Source organism: Mariniflexile aquimaris, from assembly GCF_042676825.1.
In the GTDB taxonomy this organism is placed as follows: domain Bacteria; phylum Bacteroidota; class Bacteroidia; order Flavobacteriales; family Flavobacteriaceae; genus Mariniflexile; species Mariniflexile aquimaris.
Genome location: NZ_JBHTIB010000008.1, coordinates 711,514 through 735,007 on the forward strand (window position 1 = coordinate 711,514; position 23,494 = coordinate 735,007).

At 36.2% G+C, this 23,494-nt stretch carries 13 protein-coding genes; all 13 read left to right on the top strand.

Annotated elements, in window-relative coordinates; genetic code table 11:
- Positions 1–36 precede the first annotated feature (36 nt).
- Positions 37–2,895, top strand: coding sequence for an alpha-L-rhamnosidase (locus ACFQ0I_RS07790; RefSeq protein WP_379940972.1), 2,859 nt, complete (start codon positions 37–39; stop codon positions 2,893–2,895).
- Positions 2,896–2,901: 6 nt separating this feature from the next.
- Complete coding sequence (locus ACFQ0I_RS07795) at positions 2,902–4,326, top strand: BNR repeat-containing protein (protein WP_379940974.1); 1,425 nt, start codon at positions 2,902–2,904, stop codon at positions 4,324–4,326.
- A gap of 46 nt (positions 4,327–4,372) precedes the next feature.
- Positions 4,373–6,034 (top strand): GH39 family glycosyl hydrolase, encoded by a 1,662-nt coding sequence (locus tag ACFQ0I_RS07800; protein WP_379940976.1) that lies wholly within the window; start codon positions 4,373–4,375, stop codon positions 6,032–6,034.
- 352 nt (positions 6,035–6,386) lie between these two features.
- Positions 6,387–9,443, top strand: a complete 3,057-nt coding sequence (locus ACFQ0I_RS07805; protein ID WP_379940977.1) for a SusC/RagA family TonB-linked outer membrane protein — start codon at positions 6,387–6,389, stop codon at positions 9,441–9,443.
- Positions 9,444–9,454: 11 nt separating this feature from the next.
- A complete protein-coding gene (locus ACFQ0I_RS07810) occupies positions 9,455–11,053 on the top strand; it encodes a RagB/SusD family nutrient uptake outer membrane protein (RefSeq protein ID WP_379940979.1) in 1,599 nt (532 codons plus the stop codon).
- A 172-nt stretch (positions 11,054–11,225) separates the two neighbouring features.
- Positions 11,226–12,620 (top strand): cellulase family glycosylhydrolase, encoded by a 1,395-nt coding sequence (locus ACFQ0I_RS07815; protein WP_379940980.1) that lies wholly within the window; start codon positions 11,226–11,228, stop codon positions 12,618–12,620.
- A 41-nt stretch (positions 12,621–12,661) separates the two neighbouring features.
- Entirely contained in the window at positions 12,662–14,818 is a 2,157-nt protein-coding gene (locus ACFQ0I_RS07820; protein ID WP_379940982.1) for a beta-xylosidase, read from the top strand.
- Between the two features lie 31 nt (positions 14,819–14,849).
- Positions 14,850–16,619 carry a glycoside hydrolase family 43 protein gene (locus ACFQ0I_RS07825; RefSeq protein ID WP_379940984.1) on the top strand — a complete coding sequence of 590 codons (1,770 nt, stop codon included), beginning with the start codon at positions 14,850–14,852 and terminating at the stop codon, positions 16,617–16,619.
- Between the two features lie 42 nt (positions 16,620–16,661).
- Positions 16,662–19,643, top strand: coding sequence for a sugar-binding domain-containing protein (locus ACFQ0I_RS07830; RefSeq protein WP_379940986.1), 2,982 nt, complete (start codon positions 16,662–16,664; stop codon positions 19,641–19,643).
- Positions 19,643–21,409, top strand: a complete 1,767-nt coding sequence (locus ACFQ0I_RS07835; protein ID WP_379940987.1) for a sulfatase-like hydrolase/transferase — start codon at positions 19,643–19,645, stop codon at positions 21,407–21,409. The genes ACFQ0I_RS07830 and ACFQ0I_RS07835 overlap by 1 nt, the downstream gene beginning before the upstream one ends.
- 66 nt (positions 21,410–21,475) lie before the next feature.
- Entirely contained in the window at positions 21,476–22,240 is a 765-nt protein-coding gene (locus tag ACFQ0I_RS07840; protein WP_379940989.1) for a hypothetical protein, read from the top strand.
- Between the two features lie 36 nt (positions 22,241–22,276).
- Positions 22,277–23,131, top strand: coding sequence for a hypothetical protein (locus ACFQ0I_RS07845; RefSeq protein ID WP_379940991.1), 855 nt, complete (start codon positions 22,277–22,279; stop codon positions 23,129–23,131).
- Between the two features lie 16 nt (positions 23,132–23,147).
- Positions 23,148–23,462, top strand: a complete 315-nt coding sequence (rhaM, locus tag ACFQ0I_RS07850; RefSeq protein WP_379940993.1) for an L-rhamnose mutarotase — start codon at positions 23,148–23,150, stop codon at positions 23,460–23,462.
- Positions 23,463–23,494 lie beyond the last annotated feature (32 nt).

The window sequence follows — 23,494 nt, forward strand, 5'->3', positions numbered from 1 at the left end:
AGTTTAATTAAATTATTAATGTTTAACATATCCTGTATGCCGTATCGTTTTATAATTGTATTTGCTATTTTTTTAGGTTTTTCCTGTAGCCAAAAAGACCTGAAATCATCTCTGTCTGAAAATGAATTAGTGTTTGAGTCATTAAGGTGCAACTCAAAAATTAATCCTATGGCGATTGAAGATGAGCAGCCACTTTTTTCTTGGATTGTAAAGGCTCAAGGATTTAATAAATCGCAATCGGCATATCATATCATAGTTGCTTCAAGTCTTGAAAAGTTAAATGAAAATGATGCAGATGTGTGGAATTCAGGTAAAGTTTCGAGTAATAATTCGGTTTATATAAAATATCAAGGTAAAAAGTTAAACCCTACAAGCACCTACTACTGGAGTGTTAAAATTTGGGATGAACTTAACAAACCATCTAATTGGTCTGATGCGCAAACATTCCAAATGGGATTAATGGATGAGGCAAATTGGGGTGATTCAAAATGGATAACTTTAAATAAAGATACGCGAACTTCAGAACACCGTTTTCGTGAGTATATAACAGGTTCAATGAATAAACCTGTAATGGTTGAAGGTTTTGCAGCAGGGTATTTTAGAAACTTAATTAACATTGGGAAATCTATAAAACATGCTCAGGTATATATCTGCGGTCTAGGTTATTACGAGTTATTTTTAAATGGTGAAAAAGTAGGCGACCATGTATTAGATCCCGCACCATCTAATTATGATAAACAGGCGTATTACGTAAGTTATAATATTACCAATCAATTAAAACAAGGTAAAAATGCCTTTGGTATTATATTAGGTAATGGATTTTATGGTCAAAACATATCTTGGAAAAACGACCCAGAATCAGAAAAAGATTTGTCTTATGGTTCGCCTACGGTACGTTGTTTAATTAAGGTGAACTATACTGATGGTAGCTCGTCTGATTTTTATACTGATGAAACATGGAAGGAATCTACTGGCCCCATCGTATTTAATAACATTTATGGAGGAGACACCTATGATGCTCGGTATGAACTAGGAAATTGGACTTCAGCTAATTATAATGATACATCTTGGGGCAATGCTAAGTTGGTTTCACCAGAAGTGACTAAAATAAGCGCACAACAAATACCGCCCATAAAAAAACTAAAAGTTTTAGAGCCTCAAAACGTATTTAAAGGCGCCGATGGCGAATGGATTGTCGATTTTGGACAAAATATTGCAGGTTGGGTTGAACTAAATGTGAAGGAAAAAGAAGGACAACTTATAGAGATTATTACAACCGAGGCACTATTAACCAACGGAAAAGATATTTTTCCGGGGTCTACCAATGGAGGTGCTAATGGCATGCCTCAAATTTATAAATACATATGTAAAGGAAGCGAAACCGAATCTTGGGAACCAAAATTTAGCTATCATGGGTTTCGTTATGCTAAAATAAAAGGTATTTCTACAAAGCCAGATGCGAACATGATTAAGGCGGTTTTAGTGGCTACCGATATTCAGGAAACAGGTAGTTTTAATTCTTCAGATGAATTACTAAATAAAATGCACAGCATTAGCAAATGGACCATCGTAGATAACGTTCATGGCATTCCAGAAGATTGCCCGCATCGCGAAAAATGTGGTTGGTTAGGCGATGCCCATGCGTTCTGCGAATACGCACTTTACAATTACGATATGTTTGATTTCTATAAAAAGTATATGGAAGATATTCGTACACAAATGCGTCCAACCAAAGGGCACAACAATCCAGAAATAAAGTATCAAGTGCCAACCATGATAGCTCCTGGTAAGCGTACATCAACCTATGCTAAAATAGATTGGGGTGTGGCCACCATGTATTTGCCTTGGTATAATTACTGGTATTATGGTGATGACGATATAGTAAAAGAGTACTATCCAGAAATGAAAGATTTAACCAATTTTTACCTCAATTTTAAAGGTGAAAATGGCATTATGCAAGACGGAATGGGCGATTGGTGTCCACCAAGTTGGGATAGAAGATTAAATCCTGATGCGATGGAATGCGACCCAATCATTTCAGCTAATGCGTATTTTTATGATGTTTTGGGCATTATGGAACGATTTGCTAAAATGAATAACGACGTTGCGTATGAGGCAAAAATGAAGGCAGAAAAAGAAGCTTTAAAAACTGCCTTTAATAAATCATATTTGGTTACTATACCAAATACAAATCATAAATGGTACCAAAGCCAAACGGCTACCGTGCAAGCACTTCAATTTGGCATGGTTCCAGAAGCCGAAATAAACAATGTGGTTAATGGTCTTGAATACGATATTGTAAAAGTTAAAGGCGGTCATCATTCCACAGGAATTCATGGAAACAGATATATCTATACCGTTTTAGCTAACCATGGAAAGGCCGATTTAGCATATCAAATATTAACCACTCCAGATTTTCCTAGTCAAACCTATGTTATGAATTCTGGATTCACCACATGGCCAGAGCGCCAGTTTGAATGGGAGAAAATGGAAGGTCCAACAAACTCATTAAATCACCCAATGCACAGTGGTTTCGCCGCTTATTTTTATGAATCTTTAGGAGGGATTAAATCTTCAAAAGAACAGGTTGGTTATAAGGAATTTATTGTTAAACCTATATTTCCAAAAACCATGACTGAAACTGAGGTAAAGGTGCCTTCGCCGTATGGTTCGATTCATAATAGTTGGAAGTTGAATGGTGAAAATTTTTCAATGAATTTAGAAGTGCCTTTTAATACGAAAGCACAAGTTGTTCTATCACCCAAGGAATTAAAATCATTAAAAATTAATGGTGTTTCTCTTGAAGCTTTTCAAAAAGAAACGAAAGTTGAAATACTGAATAATTCGACTTTAGTAATAGGTTCAGGAAGGTATTTATTAGAATACGTCAAATAAATAAATATGAAAAATAGACTGTTTACATTATGCTTAGTGATGCTATTGGTTGCGTCTTTAAAAGCCCAAGTTAAAATCACTCAAAAAAGTATTTCAACAGTAGATTCTAAAGCGCTTACTATTGATGGGAGGTTTGGAACCGCTATAAATGGACGAACCTACCAAAAAGATGCCTTGGCGTCAAATAATGGGTATCAATATATTGCGTATTACAACGAAAATAGACGTGTTTGTATTTCAAGAAGAAAACTTCCTGAAGGTGATTGGAAAACCATTCAATTTTTAGATTACGATTTTAAAAGTGACGATTCTCATAATATTGTTTCATTAGGCATTTGCCCCAATGACGGCACTATTCATTTAGCCTTCGACCATCATGGACATCCGCTGCATTATCGGGTTTCAAAAAAGGGTTTAGCAACCAGTCCTGAAACAATGGAGTGGAGTGCAGCTTCATTCGGCCCAATTTTAAATGAATTAGAAGAAAATAAACCCATTAAAATAACCTACCCAAAATTTTGGCCAACGCCTGAAGGTAATCTTCAAATGAATTATCGTGTAAGAGGTTCCGGTGATGGCGATCGCATGTTGGTTGACTACAATGCCGAAACCGGAAAATGGGAGCATACCCGACAAATTGATTCGGCATTGGGAATGTTTGAAGATCAACTGGGGAAAAGTGAGACACGTTGCTCGTATCCTAATGGGTACGATTATGATGCTAATGGAAGATTGCATGTAACCTTTGTTTGGCGCGAAAATAGCCAAGGTGCAAATCACGATTTAATGTACGCTTATAGTGATGACCGTGGATTTACCTGGAAAAATAATGACGGTAATGTGTTAGATGAAATTATAAACGTTAATTCACCAGGTTTAGTGGTGCAACCCATTCCACGTGTTTGGGGTTTAATGAACGATCACGGGCAAGTTATAGACTCCAAAGAACGGGTGCATGTGGTTATGTACCATGGTACAAAAGAAACCATTGAAGCGGTAGGAAGTACATTGGGAGCAACGCGTTGGGGGCCTATTTCAGCACAACGCTATTTTCATTATTGGCGAAATGAACAAGGTGTATGGAACCGTTTGCAATTACCTATGGCAGTAGGTAACAGGCCTAAAATATTTGTTGATAAAAATGATAATTTAATTATGATTTATGGTGGTACCACCAACAAATCAATTAAAGGTAAAAGTAGTAAAGCTGATGGTACAGATTTGATAGTAGCTGTAGCAACTGCAAAAAACGATTGGCAAGATTGGCATATTGCACATGCGGTAAAAGGACCTTTTATGAACGATATGTTGGCAGATAGTTACCGTTGGAAAAATGAAGAAATAATATCGGTAATGCTGCAAGACGAACCTAATGGGATTAGAAAACCAAGTGAATTAAAGGTTGTCGATTTAGAAATTGATATAAAATAATGAAGCATATAAATGCTTTCGAATAGATAATGACTATAATTTAAATATGATGAAAACAGGAAAATTTACAATGAATCAAATCTTTTTTGCGATTTTGTTCAGTTTAGTACTAATCATTTCGGGTTGTTCAAAATCTGATGACGTAGAAGAAGAAATAATTGAAGAACCAGAAATAGAGGTTCCAGAGCCCATAGATCCTGCTAAACTTGTAACCATTAATACGGGCGCCGTAGTGGGTACGTTTTATAATTTTTGGTCAACAAGGCCTATGATAAACCAAACGCGTTTTAATAGTTCAGGTTTTAGAACCGGAGAGGTAGAAAGCGTTAAGGATTATGTAAAGAGCTATAATTTGGTACGAATGCTTGGAGGAAGAACCGATGATTTAAACGAGTATTACCAAGGCGTTGACGCATCGGGTAATATTATTACTGATTTTAGCGGACTCCTTACAAGCATGCGTAATTTTAGGCTTACAGGTTTAAAACCGCGTATTGTGTTAGATAATGTGCCTTGGGAGATGAGTTTGCCAAAGGTAGTGGATACTTACGGAAATTCTAAGCCACCAACAGATTACAATTTATGGAGACAATATATCAACGCCTTTTTAAATACCTTAGTTAATGAATTTGGAATGGCAGAAGTTAAAACCTGGCGTTTTAGAGTGGCAACCGAACCAAATTATACACCAGATCACTGGCGCGGAACTAAGGAAGATTATTTTAAGCATTACGACATCACGGTTGATGAGGTTTTAAAAGTAATTCCAGATGCTATTATTGGCCCAGGAAATATGCTTACAGAAGGTAGTGCTACATATTCCACAGAACTTATAGACCATTGTGCTACCGGTACAAATTATGCCACTGGTCAAAAAGGAACAAAAATGAGCTTCTTTTGTATTTCTTATTATGAAAAAATAGATCAAAACACCGTAAAACTTCCAGACGATATTGGGCCATATAGAAATAGTTTGGATAGCTATGCTCAGTTTAGAGATATTCCATTAGATATCCAAGAATTTGGTGTTTTAAGAGACGAAAACGGTAAAAGAGGTGTTAGTTTAAATGATGCAACCGAATTAGGAGCAAGTTGGTACGCAACAATTGCCGATATGGCATTTAAGTACAGAATTAGTGAAATTTATGAATGGGGACAAGAAATAGAAGGTAGTAATTTACCTCAAGGAAGAAGAAACGTGTCTAAAATGTTTCAAATGATGGAAGATGGGAGTAGACTTCAAGCAGTTCATAATCTTTCTGGATATGCTGGCGTAATCCCGGTTGTAAAAAACAATGTCATTTATTTACTGGTTTATAATCATAACCCAAGTAGAACGAGTACGGCAAAAAACACTATCTACCCAAGACTTGAAGGCGGTTTAATTTCTGGAGGAACTAAGTGGAAAATGAACGAATGGACTGTTGATAAAACCAATAGTATCATGATGCACGAACTTTACAAAGATCTTCGTGCTGGCGGAGTAAGTGAGATAACCAATGGCCGAATTTATGGTAACAGAATATCCGATCGTTTTAATACAGGTTGGGAAAATGTTTTAAATGCAAATATGACCAAGTATGAAAATTTAGCAAAACTTTCTAAAACTACAACAAATGTTATGGTTGAAAAAAAGGATGGAAATCTTACGTTGAAAGTTGAATTAGAACCCCATAGTGTCAAGCTAATAGAATTAACACCTCAGTAATTTTTTATTGTAAGCAATTACGCAGGAATGTTTTATACGATATCCATTGTCAGTGTTAGACCCAACAAATAACGGATATCGAAATTAATTAGTGTTTGAGTTAGTTTAGTTTTTAAAAGACCGGAATAATTTTATTTCGGTCTTTTTTTATGATTTTTCCACAAAACATTATTGGTTGTTAGATAAAAAAAATACTGACATTTTGTTTTTTTATTAACACTTTTTTTAAAAAAAATACAGTTTTAAGTATAAATAATTAATTATAATGTTTTTTGTACCCTCACAAAACAGGATAGAATGTAAATTAAGTCTAAATAAATTTAGACCAATTAAACCAATTAACTAAATAAATATGAAATTAGAATTTGAATTAGATTCATTTCCAAGTTTTAAAAAAACTTGGTTGTGTTTAGTCATTACTTTATCCTGTTTTGTAATGACTAATGCGCAAACAGTTTCTGGAACTGTAACCGCAGACGGTCAACCGCTGCCTGGAGCAACGGTTTTAATTAAAGGAACATCAAAAGGTACCAGTACAGATTTTGATGGAAATTTCACAATTGATGCCAGCCCGCAAAATACACTTTTGTTTTCGTATGTTGGTTACGCTACGCAAAGCGTAATGGTTGGAAATCAAAAAAAAATTAGTATTGTATTAATTGCCGATAACAAATTAGACGAAGTTGTAGTTATTGGATATGGTACACAAAGAAAATCCGATTTAACGGGGTCGGTGTCAACCGTAAGTTCAGAGGATATTGCATCGGTTCCTGTATCAAGGGTAGACCAAGCCTTACAAGGTAGGGCTGCTGGAGTTCAAGTTACTCAAACAAGTGGAGCGCCTGGTGCAGGAACATCTATAAGGGTAAGGGGAGGTAATTCCATTACAGGAAGTAACGAGCCATTATGGGTTATAGACGGAATTATTGTTGGAACCAATTTTGATTTGAACAACATTAATGCAAACGACATTAAGTCTATTGAAATATTAAAAGATGCTTCGTCGATTGCTATTTACGGTTCGAGAGGTGCAAATGGGGTTGTACTTGTAACAACTAAAAACGGCGCAAATGTTGGTGGAGGTAAACCGCAGATTAGTGTAGGTATTTATACGAGTACACAATTGGTGCCGGAAAGACCAGCATACTTATCTCAAGCTGAACAAATTTCATACACAAATGAAGATGCAAGATTTAGAGGGGTTGCAGAGCCGTTTCCTGGCAATCCTTCCGACTATCCTGATAACGATTATTTTGATTTGTTGTTAAATCCAGCTCCTATTTATAATGCCGATGTGTCAATAGCTGGGGCATCAGAGAACGGAAGTGTAAACTATTTTAATTCATTGAATTTTTTCGATCAGGAAGGTCTGATAAAAAATTCGGGAATAGAAAAATATATTTTTAGATCGAATTTAGATTTTAAAATAAGCGATAAATTAAAGACTGGAGCACGTGTTAATTATTCTAGAATTAAACAAGATAATGGTGTTGTTGGGTATGGTGGATTGCTAAATATTTTGCCAACACAACCAGTGTATAATGATGATGGCTCGTATAACGGATTTAATGATGTTATTGGAGCACCATTTAGTAACCCCTTGGCTATTGCGGAATTAGATACAGATGAAACTTATTCTAATAATCTTTTGGGTACAGTTTATGTAGAATATAATCCTGTTAAGAATCTGATTATACGCTCCACATTTAATCCCGAAATAAATAACAGTAAAAGAAACGAGTTCACATCAAGTCAAAGACCAGATTTAACCGTGGTTGGAGAGAAAGGTAATGCCAGAATATCTTCAGTATCTTCAATTGGATGGAATAATGAAAATACAATTCAATATGATGCTGAATTTGGAGAAAACCATAATTTAACCGTTTTAGGGGGCGCCTCTTTTCAAAAAGTTTCAACTGAAACGTTTGAAGCACAAGCGTTTGGGTATACTACCGATGCAACCCAATTTAACAACCTAGGGCTTGGAACAGATCCAGTAAGGAATGTAGTTGGAAGCGGCTATACGGGGTTTCAAACCGTGTCTTTTTTTGGAAGAGCAAATTATTCTTTCAAAGACAAGTATCTGTTAACATTAGTGGGTAGAAGTGATGGAAGTTCAGTATTTGCGGAAGGTAACAAATATGCTTTCTTCCCTTCCATCGCGGGGGCTTGGAAAATTTCGGAAGAACCGTTTATGCAAAATCAAAATGTATTTAAAAATTTGAAGTTGAGAGCCAGTTATGGTAAAGCAGGAAACCAAGCTATAGGGCCTTATAATACCTTAGGGATATTGCAAGAAGCTAATACGACGCTTAATGGGGTAGAACAACCAGGTTTAACACTTGGTAGGCCAGCAAATCCAGATTTAAAATGGGAAACTACCAATTCATTTGACATTGCATTAGAGGCATCATTGTTTGGAGGCAAAGTATTTACAGAGTTTAATTATTATTATAAAAAGACCGAAGATTTGTTGCTTGATGTAACCATCCCAAGACAAACAGGGTTTACTAGCCAATTACAAAATGTGGGGTCATTGGAAAATAAAGGATGGGAACTAATGGTAAGTTCTACCAATATTCAAAATGATAATTTTAAATGGAACTCTACCTTAACATTGTCTTCTAATAAAAATAAAGTGTTAGACCTCGGGGGACAAGATTATATTGATGTCGTGGTAGATCAAATTATAGGAGCTGGAAACCTACGAATTATTGTTGGAGAAACAGTGCCTGTATTTACCGGAGCCAGATATTTAGGGACTTGGAAAAGTCAGGCAGATATAGATGCGTCAGGTTTAAATCCAGGAACACAGATTGTTGGGGGACCGAGATATGAAAATTTAAATGGTGATGGTATCATTTCTAATGAAGATTTTGTTGTTTTAGGTAGTCCGTTTCCAGATTTAATATTTGGATTGGAAAATAGTTTATCATACAAAAATTTCGATCTTAATTTTTATTTTCAAGGTACAGTTGGTAACGAAGTGTATAACTTAAGAACACGTGGTAATTTCTGGACTCGTGGTGAAAACCCAAAATATGCCGAGGTTGCAAACCGTTGGACACCTGATAATCCAACCTCCGATATACCTAGAGCTGGGTCTGATGCGGTTACTTCTTCCATACCCAATTCATATGATGTGGAGGATGGCTCTCACTTGCGTTTAAAAAATGTAAGGTTAACTTATAATCTACCTGTAGATAAAATTGGAGCATTTAAAGGAGCAAAAAGTATGTCAATATATGCTTCAGGCACTAACTTGCTTTTATTGTCAGATTTTAGACTAATTGACCCTGAAACCAGTAGATATGGAAGAAACGGAGTAGGAAACATTGCTCAAGGTTTTTCTAATGGAGAGTATCCAAATGCTAAAGTTTTAAGCCTTGGACTGAACGTAACTTTTTAAATAAACAACTTATGAAAACAAAACATATATATTTATACATCTTTTTAATGATTTCTTGCCTAGGGTGTGAGTCATTTTTAGAAGAAGATCCTCGAGATATTATTGCTCCAGAAAATTTCTTTGCATCAGTAGCCGATGCCAAACAAGCGATTACAGGGGTTTATGCAATTTATAAGAACAATTCGATTTATGGGCAAGTAGGTTTAGATCATTTTTATGATAACGGTGCCGATATTATAGAGCCCAATCGTGTAGCCGATTTTGTAGCTCCCATTGGTAATTATACTATGAATGAGTCCGTTGCCGATGAATCCATTCAAAGAATGAGTGTCTCTGATACCTGGAAGGATTTTTATAAAATTATATTAAACTGTAACATTATAATAGACAGGGTTACGGGTAATACGGCAATTTCTCAAAGCACTCAAACAGAATTGATTGCCGAAACAAGGTTTTTACGTGGTTTGGCTTATTGGCATATTACCAACCTTTGGGGAGATGCGCCTTATTATACCAACAATCTTAAAATAAATGAAATTAGAGAATTAGGCAGAACACCTAAGGCAACAATTTTAACAGGTGTTTTAGATGATTTGCAGTTTGCTCAAAATAATTTAAAATCATCTTATCCAGCGGCAGAAAGAGGTCGCGCATCGAAGTGGGCAGCTGCCATTGTTATTGCTAAAATTTATATGCAGGAAAAAAAATGGCAACAAGGTTTAGATAAGTGTCTCGAAATAATAAATCAATCTGGGCATCAAATCTTACCAAGTTATGCGGCAGTTTTTAACCCTGCTAATGAATACAATGCTGAAATTATTTGGTCTTTGGATTTTGCAAAAGATATAAGAAGCCAATATGAAGAAGGATTGGTTGATGAGGCAGGAGGTAATTTATCTGCTATATGGGGGAATGGAAACTGGAGACCGAGTATGTTTAACCCGCGATTACGGGATGAGCCCAAAAATACATCGCAAAGAGCAGCGTTATCTGCAGCATTAACGGCTAATGGAGAGGCATTTAATGGAACCGGTTTACAGATAGCTTCAAAAGATTTTGCAGAAAAGTTTCCGTTAAACGATTTAAGAAGACCTTTAAATGTTCTGGATAATTATTTAGGATTTGATCTAGCATTTCCATATATGCCAAAATTCATGAATTTAAAACTGGATACTTCACCGCGATTTAATCATTCAGATAACAGATTAGTTTTCCGTTTGGCAGATGTGAAATTAATGGCTGCTGAATGTGAAAATGAAAGACCAGGAGGTAATCCAACAACTGCTTATGGATATATTAAAGAAATAAGAGAACGTGCTTATGCAACTGTAGCGGAGGCTGAAGCTATTAAAGGGCTTAATCAGCAGCAGTTTAGACAGGCGATTTACAATGAGCGTAAATGGGAACTGGCTGGAGAATGTATGAGAAGATATGATTTAATTAGATGGGGCATTTTGTTAGATGTAGTTCAAAATTTAGAATATCGTTTCTGGAAGCCAAATGAAAATATAAGAGCTTGGCATGTTTTGTTGCCAATACCATTACAGGAGTTGCAATTAAATCCAAAATTATTGGAGTCAGACCCAACAAATAACGGATATCGAAATTAATTAGTGTTTGAGTTAGTTTAGTTTTGAAAAGACCGGAATAATTTTATTTCGGTCTTTTTTTATGATTCAACTTTTTGAACTATTGTATTATTAAGATTAATCAGCACAATACAGGATACAAAATCACTAATCTTATTTTACATTGTCCTGTTTTTTAAACTAAACTATTTTTATGCAATTTAAAGTCGCTATTTTTTGTTTTGTAATTTTTAGTTTCGTTGGTCAATCTCAAATTAAGCATGGATTGAGAGACGATTCGGGTCGACATGTTATTCCAAGAGGATTCGTTGTAAACACCAACGATGGCAAAGGTGAAGTGTTTTTTAATAGCGACGATTATATGCGTATGGTTCGTATGGGTGCCAATACCCAAGTAATACGCTTAGAACTTGGTAAACTTAGTAATTTTCCGGGTGGGAAACTCGAACCAAATTATCTTGTTAAGTTAGATTCTCTAGTAACATTGGGTAAAAACGCGGGGATAAAATCCGTTTTTAAAATGACGGTTTATGGTGTAGATAAATTTATTTGGGAAGAATTTTGGCAAAATAAAAAGAATGAATACCACACCTTTATTGAAGCATGGAAAGTCATTTGGAATCGATATTCCAATGAATCTTATGTGTTGGGTTATGATGTTGTGAATGAACCCAGAAAGTTAACCATGGATATTACATATTCAGACTTAACAAAAAAATATCTGATTCCATTGTATCAGCAAATTATTGATGAAAGTCAAAAAATCAATCCAAATAAAAAAATATTAATTCAGTCTATTTTTATGAACAAAGGTGAAGGTATTGATAACAATCAATATGCCGAAATTACAGCGCCCATCAATAGAAAAAATGTCATTTTCGCACCGCATATCTATCAAAACAAAATAGACCTTATCAAACCTGTAATGGATCGGTTTGATAAAGAATCAGATATGCTAAACGCCCCTATTTTAATTGGTGAATGGGGTTTTCCAACCTTTGCAACAACCGATACTTTAATAGAAGGAAACCTTGGTCAATTAAAGTATAGAGAGCTTTATATTAGAACTGCCGAGGTGTTCGATCGCATGGGGGTTGGGTCTATAAAAGCTTGGTTTTTAGGGAATAGAACCATGCAGCATTTTCTTCCTGGAGGTCCTTCAACATGGTCCATTTTTAGCGATAGCACCGATGCTGGAACTGTGGAGCGTAAGTATATTACCGATGTTATTGCAAGACCATTTCCTCAAACAATAGCTGGAGATATTCAATCGTTTTTATTTAACCATGCCACCAGAACGCTTAATTTGAGTATAAAAAGCGATAATAGTAAAGGGGTTTCTAAAATATTTGTTGGCGCCAACAGGCATTATCCAGATGGATTTTCAGTAATTATAAATGATGACGTGGTCATGTTCTACAATCCGTTAAAAAATGTAGGCTTAGAAACATATAAATGTCCAGAATATTTTAATGCAACTAATATAATTTGGGATGCACAAACCCAAAAATTAATTATCTTAAAGTGGCCAATAGACAACCAAATTGTTGATATTAAAATTCTTCCGGGTTTAAGGAATTTCAACTAAATAACATAAATCAATTCAAAAAATAAAATAATCTCAATTAAATGAAAAAGTTAACCCTAATTGGTTTTTTTGCAATTACAATATTTGCTTGTGATTCTGGGAAAATGGTCGCTCAATCAAAACAATTAAGTGACACTGAAATTAAAAAGAATGTCGATAATCTTCTAAGTCAAATGACTTTAGATGAAAAAATAGCAGAAATGTCGCAAGATGCACCTGCTAACGATCGCTTAGGCATTCCATTCATGAAATTCGGTGAAGGGTTACATGGTTTATGGTACGATGGCGTAACCGTTTATCCTCAGGCCATTGCTTGTGCTTCTACATGGGAACCGGAATTGATTAAAAAAATGGCTTCTCAAACTGCTTTAGAAGCGCGCGCTTTAAATATAACACACTGTTATTCGCCTAATTTAGATGTTATATCAGGCGATGCACGTTATGGTCGGGTAGAAGAATCGTATGGTGAAGACCCTTATCTTGTTTCGCGCATGGGTGTTGCTTTTATTCAAGGAATGCAAGGTATGGGCAACGAGCGATTAGACAAAAATCACATTATAACCACAGCGAAACACTTTGTGGGCTATCCAGAAAATCGCCGTGGTATTAATGGTGGATTTAGCGATATGTCTGAGCGCCGATTAAGAGAAGTATTTTTACCACCTTTTGAAGCTGCAGTAAAAGAAGCACAAGTGGCTTGTATCATGCCGGGGCATCAAGATTTTAACGGAGTGCCTTGTCATATGAATACTTGGTTGCTAAACGATATTTTACGTGGCGAATTAGGGTTTGATGGTTTTATTGTATCCGATAATAACGACGTTGGAAGATTACAAACCATGCACTTCATTCCCGAAACACGAGCAGAGGCGGCTATACTTGGTTTAAAAGCTGGAGTAGATATGGATTTGGTTTTAGGTAAACCACTAGAGTTGTATGCATATCATTCAAATGTTTTAAAAGATACACTTTCAAAAAACCCAGATTTGGTAAAATATGTAGATTTAGCAACCTCAAGAATTTTAACCGCAAAATATAAATTGGGTTTATTTGGTTCAAAGTTAAAAGAAGCAAAAACAGATACCATTGTTAGTAAAAAAGAACATCAGGCCTATGCCTATGAAATGGCTAAAAAAGCGATTATTTTATTAAAAAACGACAACAATTTATTACCGCTTGATATAAATAAAATTAAATCGTTGGCAGTAATTGGACCTAATGCCCATGAAGAAAAACCTGCTAAAGGTTCTTACTCTTTATTGGGTGGGTATTCGGGTTTACCACCTTATTATGTTTCAGCTTTAGATGGTATTAAAAATAAAACAAAAGGAAAGGTTACAATTAATTATGCACAAGGGTGTAACTTAATGGGTGATTCTAAAGCAGGATTTTCAGATGCTATTGAAGCCGCAAAAAAATCGGATGCCGTTGTACTTGTTGTTGGCGGTTCCAGAAGAACAGGTGGAGAAGGTGTAGATCGCGACGACCTTGATTTAATGGGTGTGCAAAATGAATTGGTAGAAGCGATTCACAAAACAGGAAAACCAATTATTGTAGTGCTTATTAATGGTCGTCCGTTATCGATAAATTATATTGCTGAAAATATTCCTTCTATTCTAGAAACATGGTATTTAGGCATGCATTCTGGTGATGCTATTGCCGATGCCATTTTTGGTGATGTCAATCCGGGTGGAAAGTTAACCGTATCCTTTCCGCGTTCTGTGGGTCAAATTCCAGTTACTTACCTAGAGCGTCCAGATTTTATAGGTTCTGGTAAAGGGCAATATGCATTTAGTGATAAATCGCCATTATTTCCTTTTGGTTACGGTTTAAGTTATACAAGCTTTAAATATAGCACGCCTAAATTAGAGAATGCTGTAATTAATACCGATGGGTCTACCATGGTTTCTGTTGAAGTTACGAATACAGGAACTCGAGTTGGCGATGAAGTTGTACAAATGTATGTGCGCGACGATTTTGCTTCTGTGGGGCGTTACTTAAAGATGCTTAAAGGGTTCAAACGTATCAGTTTAAAACCAGGTGAAACTAAAACAGTTTCATTTAAATTAGGTTTTGAAGAGCTTAATATATTAAATCAAGAACTGAAAAGGGTAGTTGAACCGGGTACGTTTACAATATCAATTGGTGCCTCTTCTTTGGAGAAAGATTTACACAAAGTAACACTAAAGGTGCAATAAATAAGCATTAATCATAATTATTAAACTAAACATGAATTTTTTAAAATCATTTTTTCTAATTATAGTAGTCATTTGTTTTGGATGTAAAACAGAACAAAAAAAACAAAAGTCAAGTGATAATAATGAACTTGCTCAAGCTAAGACAGGAAGCTGGGGAGATCAAGGAGATGGAACTTACATCAATCCGATATTAAATGCCGACTATCCAGATTCAGATATTGAACAAGTAGGTGATACCTATTACATGATCACCTCTAAACAGCACATGTCTCCAGGTATGCCTATTTTGAAATCAAAAGATATGGTGAACTGGACCAATGTTGGGCACGTGTTTGAAAGTTTGTCATGGGCACCTGAATATAATTGGGATAGAATGAATGGCTACTCTTTTGGTGTATGGGCCGGAGATTTGGCGTATCATGAAGGTACATGGTATTGTTATCAAATAGATTATCAACATGGTTTAATGGTAAGTACCGCCAAGGATATTGCGGGTCCATGGAGTAAGCCCATTATGATGCTTCCTAAGTCGGAAGTTTTAGACGATCCAGCAGTCATATGGGATGAAGAAACACATAAAGCTTTTATCATTATAAACACAGCGGGCAAACAAAAAAGTCCTGAGAACACCATTGAGGGTAATGAGAACAGAATTTATGAAATGAGTTGGGATGGCACAAAAATTCTTAGTAAAGGGAAGTTGGTGTATACTGGAATGGGTGCAGAGGCAGCTAAAATGTATAAGATAGAAGGTAAATGGTATATATTTTTGGCGCAATGGACCATGGGAGATAACGCTACGTTACCAGGTGTTAAAAATCCAAAAAACGATCGAAAGCAAATTGTATTGAGGTCAAAAACGAATGATATTTATGGGCCATATGAAGTGCGTACTGTTTTAGAAAAAGGAACAGCTTTTAATAATCGTAGTTGTAGCCAAGGCGCTTTAATACAAGCACCCGACAAATCTTGGTGGTATATGCATCAATTAATTCAAAATGATGACATTCCTTTTCAAGGAAGGCCACAATGTTTAGAGCCTGTAACTTGGGTAGATGGTTGGCCAATAATAGGGGTTGATGAAGATAATGATGGTATCGGGGAGCCCGTGAAACAATATAAAAAACCAATAGATGGATATCCTATAGAAGCTCCAAGTACCGATGATGATTTTTCAAAAGCAACATTAGGAGCACAATGGGAATGGAATCACAATCCAAGAAATACGCATTGGTCGTTAACCGAGAGAACAGGGTGGCTACGATTAAAAGCAAGTAAGGTTTTACCAAACGAAAAGGGATATGGGCCTAACATAAATCAATGGACAAATAACGATGGGTCAGATTCCGATTTTTGGAGAGCTTGCAATACCTTAAGTCAGCGTATTATGGGGATTACCACTGGTACATCGGTAGCTAAATTTGATCTTTCTGGAATGCAACCACATCAATTAGCCGGATTTGTTAGATATGGAGGTGCTTTTAATTTATTAGGAGTTAATGTGAGTGAAGATGGCAAGAAAAAATTGTTTTTCATGGATCCTATGGGTGTTAAAACCGAAGGTCCAGAAATAGCAGGAAACGATTTATATGTAAGAACTTCAAATACGAGCAATCAAGCCAATTATGAATATAGTTTAGATGGAAAAACCTTTAAACGATTTGGACCTGTTTTTACAATTGCTTTTGGTAAATGGACTGGAGATCGATTAGGTTTCTTTTCATGGAATGAAAAAGAAGATGCCGGTTATATTGATGTTGATTGGTTTACCTACGATTATGATGGACCTAAAGCCAAATAACATTTGCGCACAATATTTATTACAATAATTAAATATGAATTAATGAGTAATTTAAAAATTTATAACCTAGTAGTAACCTTTATTTTGTCAAGTTTTTTTGCTAATTTTTCTAATTCACAAGAACTTGAAAAAGATTTATCCAAAGGCAATAGGTCAAAGTATAACTTCAACCTAGATTGGAAATTCATAAAAGAAAATCCCGCCAATGCAGAGGCTGTTAATTTTAACGATGCATCATGGGCAAGCGTAAGTTGTCCGCATACATTTAACGATGTCGATACTTTTGATGATTACAGTAAGGGCGGTCATTATGGCGAGTCAAATCAATGGCGCGGAACCGTTTGGTACAGAAAACATTTTAAACTTCCAAAATCAGACAAAGGAAAAAAGATTTTTATAGAGTTTGAATCGGTGCGTCAAATAGCCGATGTTTATATAAATGGTACGTATCTAGGGAAAAATCAAACCGGATTTATTCCTTTCGGTTACGATTTAACACCCTATTTAAAATATAATGAGGAAAACGTTATTGCCGTAAAAGTGAATAACGATAGAGGTGATGACTTTAGAAATAATTTCCCATTGGTTTGGAATCATGAGCACTGGCATCCAATTCATGGTGGTATTTATCGAAATGTATTTTTACATGCCTTAGATCCTTTACACATAACCTTACCTTTATATGATAATTTAAAGACAGTAGGTACCTATGTGTATGCTGAAAATATTAGTAAAAATCACGCCGATGTAACTGTAAAGACCGAAATAATTAACGAATACAACAATCAAAAAAATATAGTTATTGAAAACCATATTGTTGATGCAGCAGGCAATGTCGTTAAAAAAGTTTCGAATAGTCATGTTATAGGCGGAAATAAAAAATTGATTTTTGATGCACAATTAGCAATTGAAAACCCAAAACTTTGGTTTACTAGAAATCCTTATATGTACAAAGTAATTACTTCGGTAAAGGAAAACAATAAGGTTTTAGATACTTACGAAACACCCTTAGGGATAAGAAGTTTTGAGTTTAATAAAGACACCGGATTTCATATCAATGGTGAGTATGCTAAACTACATGGTTGGGGACAAAAACCAACCAACAGTTGGGCAGGATTAGGAGCGGCATTGCCAGATTGGTTACGCGATTTCACCTATCAATTGATGGATGAAGCAGGTGGCAATTTTATACGTTGGGGGCATTGTGCCGGATCTCCTTCAGAAATTGCCATGGGCGATAAATACGGTTTCGTAACTTTAATGCCTGGGGTATCGGGTGAATCTGAAGACGAGGGCGAGACCTGGGACATCCGTATTGCAGCGTTTCGCGATATGATTGTTTACTATCGTAACAATCCATCCATTTTTATTTGGGAAGGTGGCAATTGGGCAGAATCCGCAGAACATTATGAACAAATATTAGATATCATAAATACGTTCGACCCGAACGGAAAGCGCTTAATGGGCAACAGACGTGCCGACAATGCGGAGGCTTCCGAAAAATATATCAGCATCGAAATTGGAACCGAAGGTTGGGAAGGAGAATATCCAGATTTACCATTAATAGAAAGTGAATATTGTCGTGATGAATCACCGCGTCGTGTGTGGGATGAATTTTCAAGAGACGATAATTTCTTTAACCACCCTAATTTAGATCGTAATACTTATAAATTAGCTTCTGAAGAATTTGCCGTAAAACAAGCAGATCATTGGTGGAATAAAATGGGCAAGAAGCCTTATCATAGTGGTGGAGCCAATTGGATTTTTTCCGATGGACCGCATGGTGGAAGATGTCCTACCGAAGTAACAAGAGCCAGTGGCGAAGTTGATGGCGTTCGCTTACCTAAAGAAGCCTTTTATGCTTTAAAATCTATGTGGCGACCAGAGCCACAAGTGCATATTGTTGGGCACTGGAATTATGATAAAGACACTACAAAACCTATTTACGTGATTTCTAATTGTGCAGCAGTAAAACTTTTTGTAAACAATGAATTAATAGGAATCGACTCTATACCAGATAATGGATACGTGTATAAATTTGATAAGGTAACATGGAAATCGGGCGAAATTAGAGCGGAAGGTTTTATTGATAATGTCTTAAGAACTTCACAAGTTAAAAACACGATTGGCGAACCTGTTGCTATTAAGTTAACACCCATTACGGGACCTAAAGGTTGGTTAGCCGATGGATCGGATGTAGCGCTTATCGATGTAGAAGTAGTAGATAAAGATGGCAATAGATGTCCTTTAGATAAAGGACGTATTGATTTTACGTTTTCGGGTGCAGGTATTTGGCGAGGTGGTTATAACAGTGGTAAAGAAAACTCTACTAATAACCTTTATTTAGATACAGAATGTGGTATAAACCGCGTGGCAATTCGTTCTTTGTTAAAATCAGGTAAAGTTAAAATTACAGCAAAACGTGATGGTTTACCTTCTGCAACTTTAGAAATAGCATCTAAAAAAGTGAAATTTAAAGATGGTCTCAGTTCAGAAATGCCACAAGTTTATAACGTCGTAGCAAAAGAAGAACCATTACCAGCACATACACCTAAAATTCCGGTAGGTGAGGCAGGTGTGAGTAATAAAAGTTTACTCTTTAAAAAGTTTAGTTATACCGGAGATTCGCCCGCGGTATTAAGAACCAATGTGTTTTGGGGTAAAAAGGCGTATACAGACCTTCCGTATAACTACACCGTAATTCCAAAGTATTTAGTTGGATGCGAATATGTACGAATGCCTAATTCAGATAGTCGTTATTGGGCGCGAGATTTACTTCAATTTATTGCAGCCGATGATATGACCTTGTATGTAGGTCATGATGACCGTGTACCCAGACCACAATTTTTAAAAGATGAGTTTGAAGATACAGGAGACGATTTTAAATTAGGTGATGTTACGATGTCTATCTTCAAACGTGAAGTTAAGGCTGGAGAAAGCGTTGTAATGTCTGGGAATAGCGATGGAGAAACTCCAAAAGAAGCTAGAATGTATGTGGTAATGGCAAAAAAAATAACGAGATAATGATAAAAAATATAATCAATAAGCCAAATATTCTTACTGTTGTATTGATTTGTTTGTTGTTTAGTTCTTGTCAAACGAAGGTAGGCGAAACTAAAAAAGCTGAAACAGATGACACGAAAAATCCAACAGAAAAACCAAATATATTGTGGTTGGTAACTGAAGATATGGGCGCCTACATACCGCCATTTGGAGACTTAACGGTTCCAACACCCAATCTAACACGTTTGGCGAATGAAGGGGTTATTTATCCAAATGTATATTCAACCTCGGGTGTTTGTGCGCCAAGTAGAGCTGCCATCGCAACGGGTATGTATCCAACAAGTATTGGAGCTAATCATATGCGCGTTAATTCTTATACCGAAGTAACAGGTTTGCCAGCCTATGAAGCAGTGCCTCCTTCAGATGTAAAAATGATAAGTGAGTTACTTCGAATGAATGGTTATTATTGCTCTAATAATTACAAAGAAGATTACCAATTTAAGGCGCCCGAAACCGCTTGGGATGAAAGTAGTCCGTATGCCCATTGGCGTAACAGAAATGATAATCAACCATTTTATGCTGTTTTTAATTTCACAGACACGCACGAATCTGGTTTATTCGAGCCCTATGGTTTTAGGCACATTGAAAACAGACATTATAAAGCGGGTGATACTAATTATAAATGGAAATCCGGTAACATGACGGAGGAAGAAACACCAGTACACTTGCCAAAAGATACTAAGTTTAAAATTCCGCCTTATTTGCCAGATAATGAAGTTGTAAGAAGAGATATGTGGAAGCTATACAATAATATAGCAGAAATGGATAAACAAGTGGGAGCCATTTTAAAGCAACTAGAAGACGATGGCTTGCTAGAAAACACCATTATTTTCTTTTATGGCGACCATGGCGGACCACTTCCAAGGGGGAAACGTTTAATTTATGACTCAGGATTAAATACCCCTATGATAATTCGTTTTCCAAAAAAAATGAATGCAGGAACTAAAGACGACCAGTTGATTAGTTTTGTAGATTTTGCTCCTACCTTACTTTCATTAACGGGCAAAGACCCGCTTCCGTATATGCAAGGACAGGCTTTTTTGGGTAATTATAAATCTAGAAACAGCAGAAATTATATTCACGGAGCAGCAGATCGTTTTGATGAAGTAACCGATGTTATTAGAGCCGTTCGCGATAAGCAGTTTAAATATATTAGAAATTACAGACCAGAACAAGGCTATTACCTGCCACTTAGCTATCGAGAACAGATTCCTACCATGAAGGAATTGTTGAGTTTGCGTGATGAAGAAAAATTAAATGATATTCAAATGCAATGGTTTCGAAATAGCAAACCCGAAGAAGAATTGTTTGATTGTCTAGCAGATCCGCACGAGCTTAACAATCTAGCCAATAATCCTGCATATTCCCAAAAGATACAGGAATTAAGAACAGAGATGGATAGGTGGTTAGAAGATATTAAAGATACACCAAGCATGCCCGAAAGAGAACTTATCAAAAAATTATGGAATGGGAATGAAAACCAACCCGTAACAACAAGTCCTAAAATTCAATATTCACAAGGTAAGATTGCTATAACCTGTGAAACCCAAGGAGCATCCATTGGATATAAAATAAAGAATAGCGATGGCACATATCCAAAAACATGGAGTGTTTATAGCCAGCCTTTATCGCTTTCTGAAACATCACAAATACTTGTTAATGCACATCGCATTGGCTATAAACCGAGTAAGACTGAAGAAATTTTATTAAAGAATTTTAAGAATTAATAAATATAGACGAAGTAGTTTTTATAGATGTTTCAAGCATATTTGTAATGTTATTAATAAAGCTTAATGCATAGAGTTGGCCAAATATTAAAGATAACCATACTAATAGTCCTATTTGGACAATTAGTACAAGGGCAATCTGCAAAGTTTAATGCTCCCATAGTTTCCGAAGAGCTTGTGTTTGAAGAAAAAGAAGGACTTTTGGCTGTTGAAGCTGAACATTTTTATAAGCAAAGTAAATCTGAAATTAGGGCATGGTATCGAACATCAAAAGAAGAAACTCCTCGTGTTGGACGCGATGAGGACGATCAACATGGTTTCGGTGCCAGTAAAAACGCATATATTGAAATTTTACCAGATGAGCGCGTAACCCATGCCGATAAAATAGTTCCTGGTGAAAATTTTACAAACGAGCCAGGACTCATGGCTGTTGTGCATTATAAGGTAAAGATAAATACCCCAGGACGCTATTACGTTTGGGTAAGAGCATTTTCAACAGGTAGCGAAGATAATGGTTTGCACGTTGGATTAAACGGAACTTGGCCCGAGCACGGACAACGTATGCAATGGTGCGATGGTAAAGAACAATGGACATGGGATAGTAAACAACGGACTAAAGAGTTTCATTGTGGTGTGCCAAATCAAATTTATTTGAATATTGAGAAACCTGGACTACACGAAATTCAATTTAGTATGCGCGAAGACGGTTTTGAATTCGATAAATTTATTTTAACAACCAATGTTGATTATAGTCCCGAAGCAGAGGGGCCAGAATCAATGGTTTCACAAGGTATTTCACCAACGACATTTCCAAAAGTTGAAGCACCATAAATAGCGTAATAATGACCTAATTTTTAAATTTTAAAGATGAACAAATCAATTATAACATTCATAAGTATTCTTTTCAGTGTCTTGTTTGCGACGTCGCAAACCATAAATCCGCCTTCGGGTCGTATCGCCATTGTCGCAGATGGTAATTCCCCAGATCCAGACGATTTGGGTGGTACCGCCGTATCTTTGGCCTTATTACGTGCGGCAGGTCTAGAAAATCGATTAGTGCATTATTCACATAGTTGCGATTTAGTAGTGCTACATAGAATTTCTGAGGCGGCCGAAAAAGAGCGTCATGCTATGATGCAAACCGCTTGCGATGGTACAGCCAGACGCTGGGGTGGATTTGAGCATATTACGTTTTTAGATGCTAAATGGCAATTGGACCAGACTATTAAAGATTTGGTAAAAGCCATTAATGCCTCAACTCAAATAGACCCACTCTGGATTGTAGAGGCCGGAGAACCCGATATTATAGGGTTTGCTTTAAAGGCTTCGGAAAAGGAAAAACTTAAATTCGTGAAGGTGATTACGCATCATCCTGCTAATGATAATGCCGGCGATTTTTACAAGTGGCAAGATATTTTAGATTTTGGTATTGAAGAAGTTCGTATCCCAGACCAAAATACATATTTAAAGGTAAAAGAATCTGAATGGGATTGGGCAAAAAACCATACCGACCACCGCATGCAATTTGTGTGGCTAATGGGAAAAATGGCTGAAGTGGATGATGTCGTTAAGTTTCAAAAAGGCTATTGGGATTGCTCTGATGCAGGCATGGTTCTTTACTGGATTACAGGTGCAACAAATGGTGGACTAAAAGAAGGTACCGTTAGTGATGTGAAAACAATATTGCTGCGTTACCTAGATGATTCTTCGAACAAAAAATAAATACAAATTTTATATTATGCAACGACTTGCTTTTAAAATGAAACTGAATAAAGGGCAAAAAGAAGCCTATACTAAGCGTCATAATGAGATATGGCCAGAACTTAAAAAACTATTGAAAGATAACGGCGTAAGTGAATATTCTATTTTTTTAGATGAAGAAACAAGCACACTTTTCGCATTTCAAAAAGTATCAGGTACTGGAGGGTCTCAAGATTTGGCTAATAACCCCATTGTAAAAAAATGGTGGGATTTTATGGCAGATATTATGGAAGTAAACCCAGATAATTCGCCTGTGTCAATTCCTTTAGAAGAGGTGTTTTATATGGAATAATTAGGCTGCTTCTTAAATTTGAATCTACCTTA

Excerpts from the sequence above, each read along its gene's own strand:
- ACFQ0I_RS07800 (WP_379940976.1), top strand. The coding sequence starts at position 4,373 with ATGATGAAAACAGGAAAATTTACAATGAATCAAATCTTTTTTGCGATT.
- ACFQ0I_RS07830 (WP_379940986.1), top strand. The coding sequence starts at position 16,662 with ATGAGTAATTTAAAAATTTATAACCTAGTAGTAACCTTTATTTTGTCA.
- rhaM (WP_379940993.1), top strand. The coding sequence starts at position 23,148 with ATGCAACGACTTGCTTTTAAAATGAAACTGAATAAAGGGCAAAAAGAA.
- ACFQ0I_RS07805 (WP_379940977.1), top strand. The coding sequence starts at position 6,387 with ATGAAATTAGAATTTGAATTAGATTCATTTCCAAGTTTTAAAAAAACT.
- ACFQ0I_RS07795 (WP_379940974.1), top strand. The coding sequence starts at position 2,902 with ATGAAAAATAGACTGTTTACATTATGCTTAGTGATGCTATTGGTTGCG.
- ACFQ0I_RS07845 (WP_379940991.1), top strand. The coding sequence starts at position 22,277 with ATGAACAAATCAATTATAACATTCATAAGTATTCTTTTCAGTGTCTTG.
- ACFQ0I_RS07840 (WP_379940989.1), top strand. The coding sequence starts at position 21,476 with ATGCATAGAGTTGGCCAAATATTAAAGATAACCATACTAATAGTCCTA.
- ACFQ0I_RS07810 (WP_379940979.1), top strand. The coding sequence starts at position 9,455 with ATGAAAACAAAACATATATATTTATACATCTTTTTAATGATTTCTTGC.
- ACFQ0I_RS07835 (WP_379940987.1), top strand. The coding sequence starts at position 19,643 with ATGATAAAAAATATAATCAATAAGCCAAATATTCTTACTGTTGTATTG.
- ACFQ0I_RS07820 (WP_379940982.1), top strand. The coding sequence starts at position 12,662 with ATGAAAAAGTTAACCCTAATTGGTTTTTTTGCAATTACAATATTTGCT.
- ACFQ0I_RS07815 (WP_379940980.1), top strand. The coding sequence starts at position 11,226 with ATGCAATTTAAAGTCGCTATTTTTTGTTTTGTAATTTTTAGTTTCGTT.
- ACFQ0I_RS07790 (WP_379940972.1), top strand. The coding sequence starts at position 37 with ATGCCGTATCGTTTTATAATTGTATTTGCTATTTTTTTAGGTTTTTCC.
- ACFQ0I_RS07825 (WP_379940984.1), top strand. The coding sequence starts at position 14,850 with ATGAATTTTTTAAAATCATTTTTTCTAATTATAGTAGTCATTTGTTTT.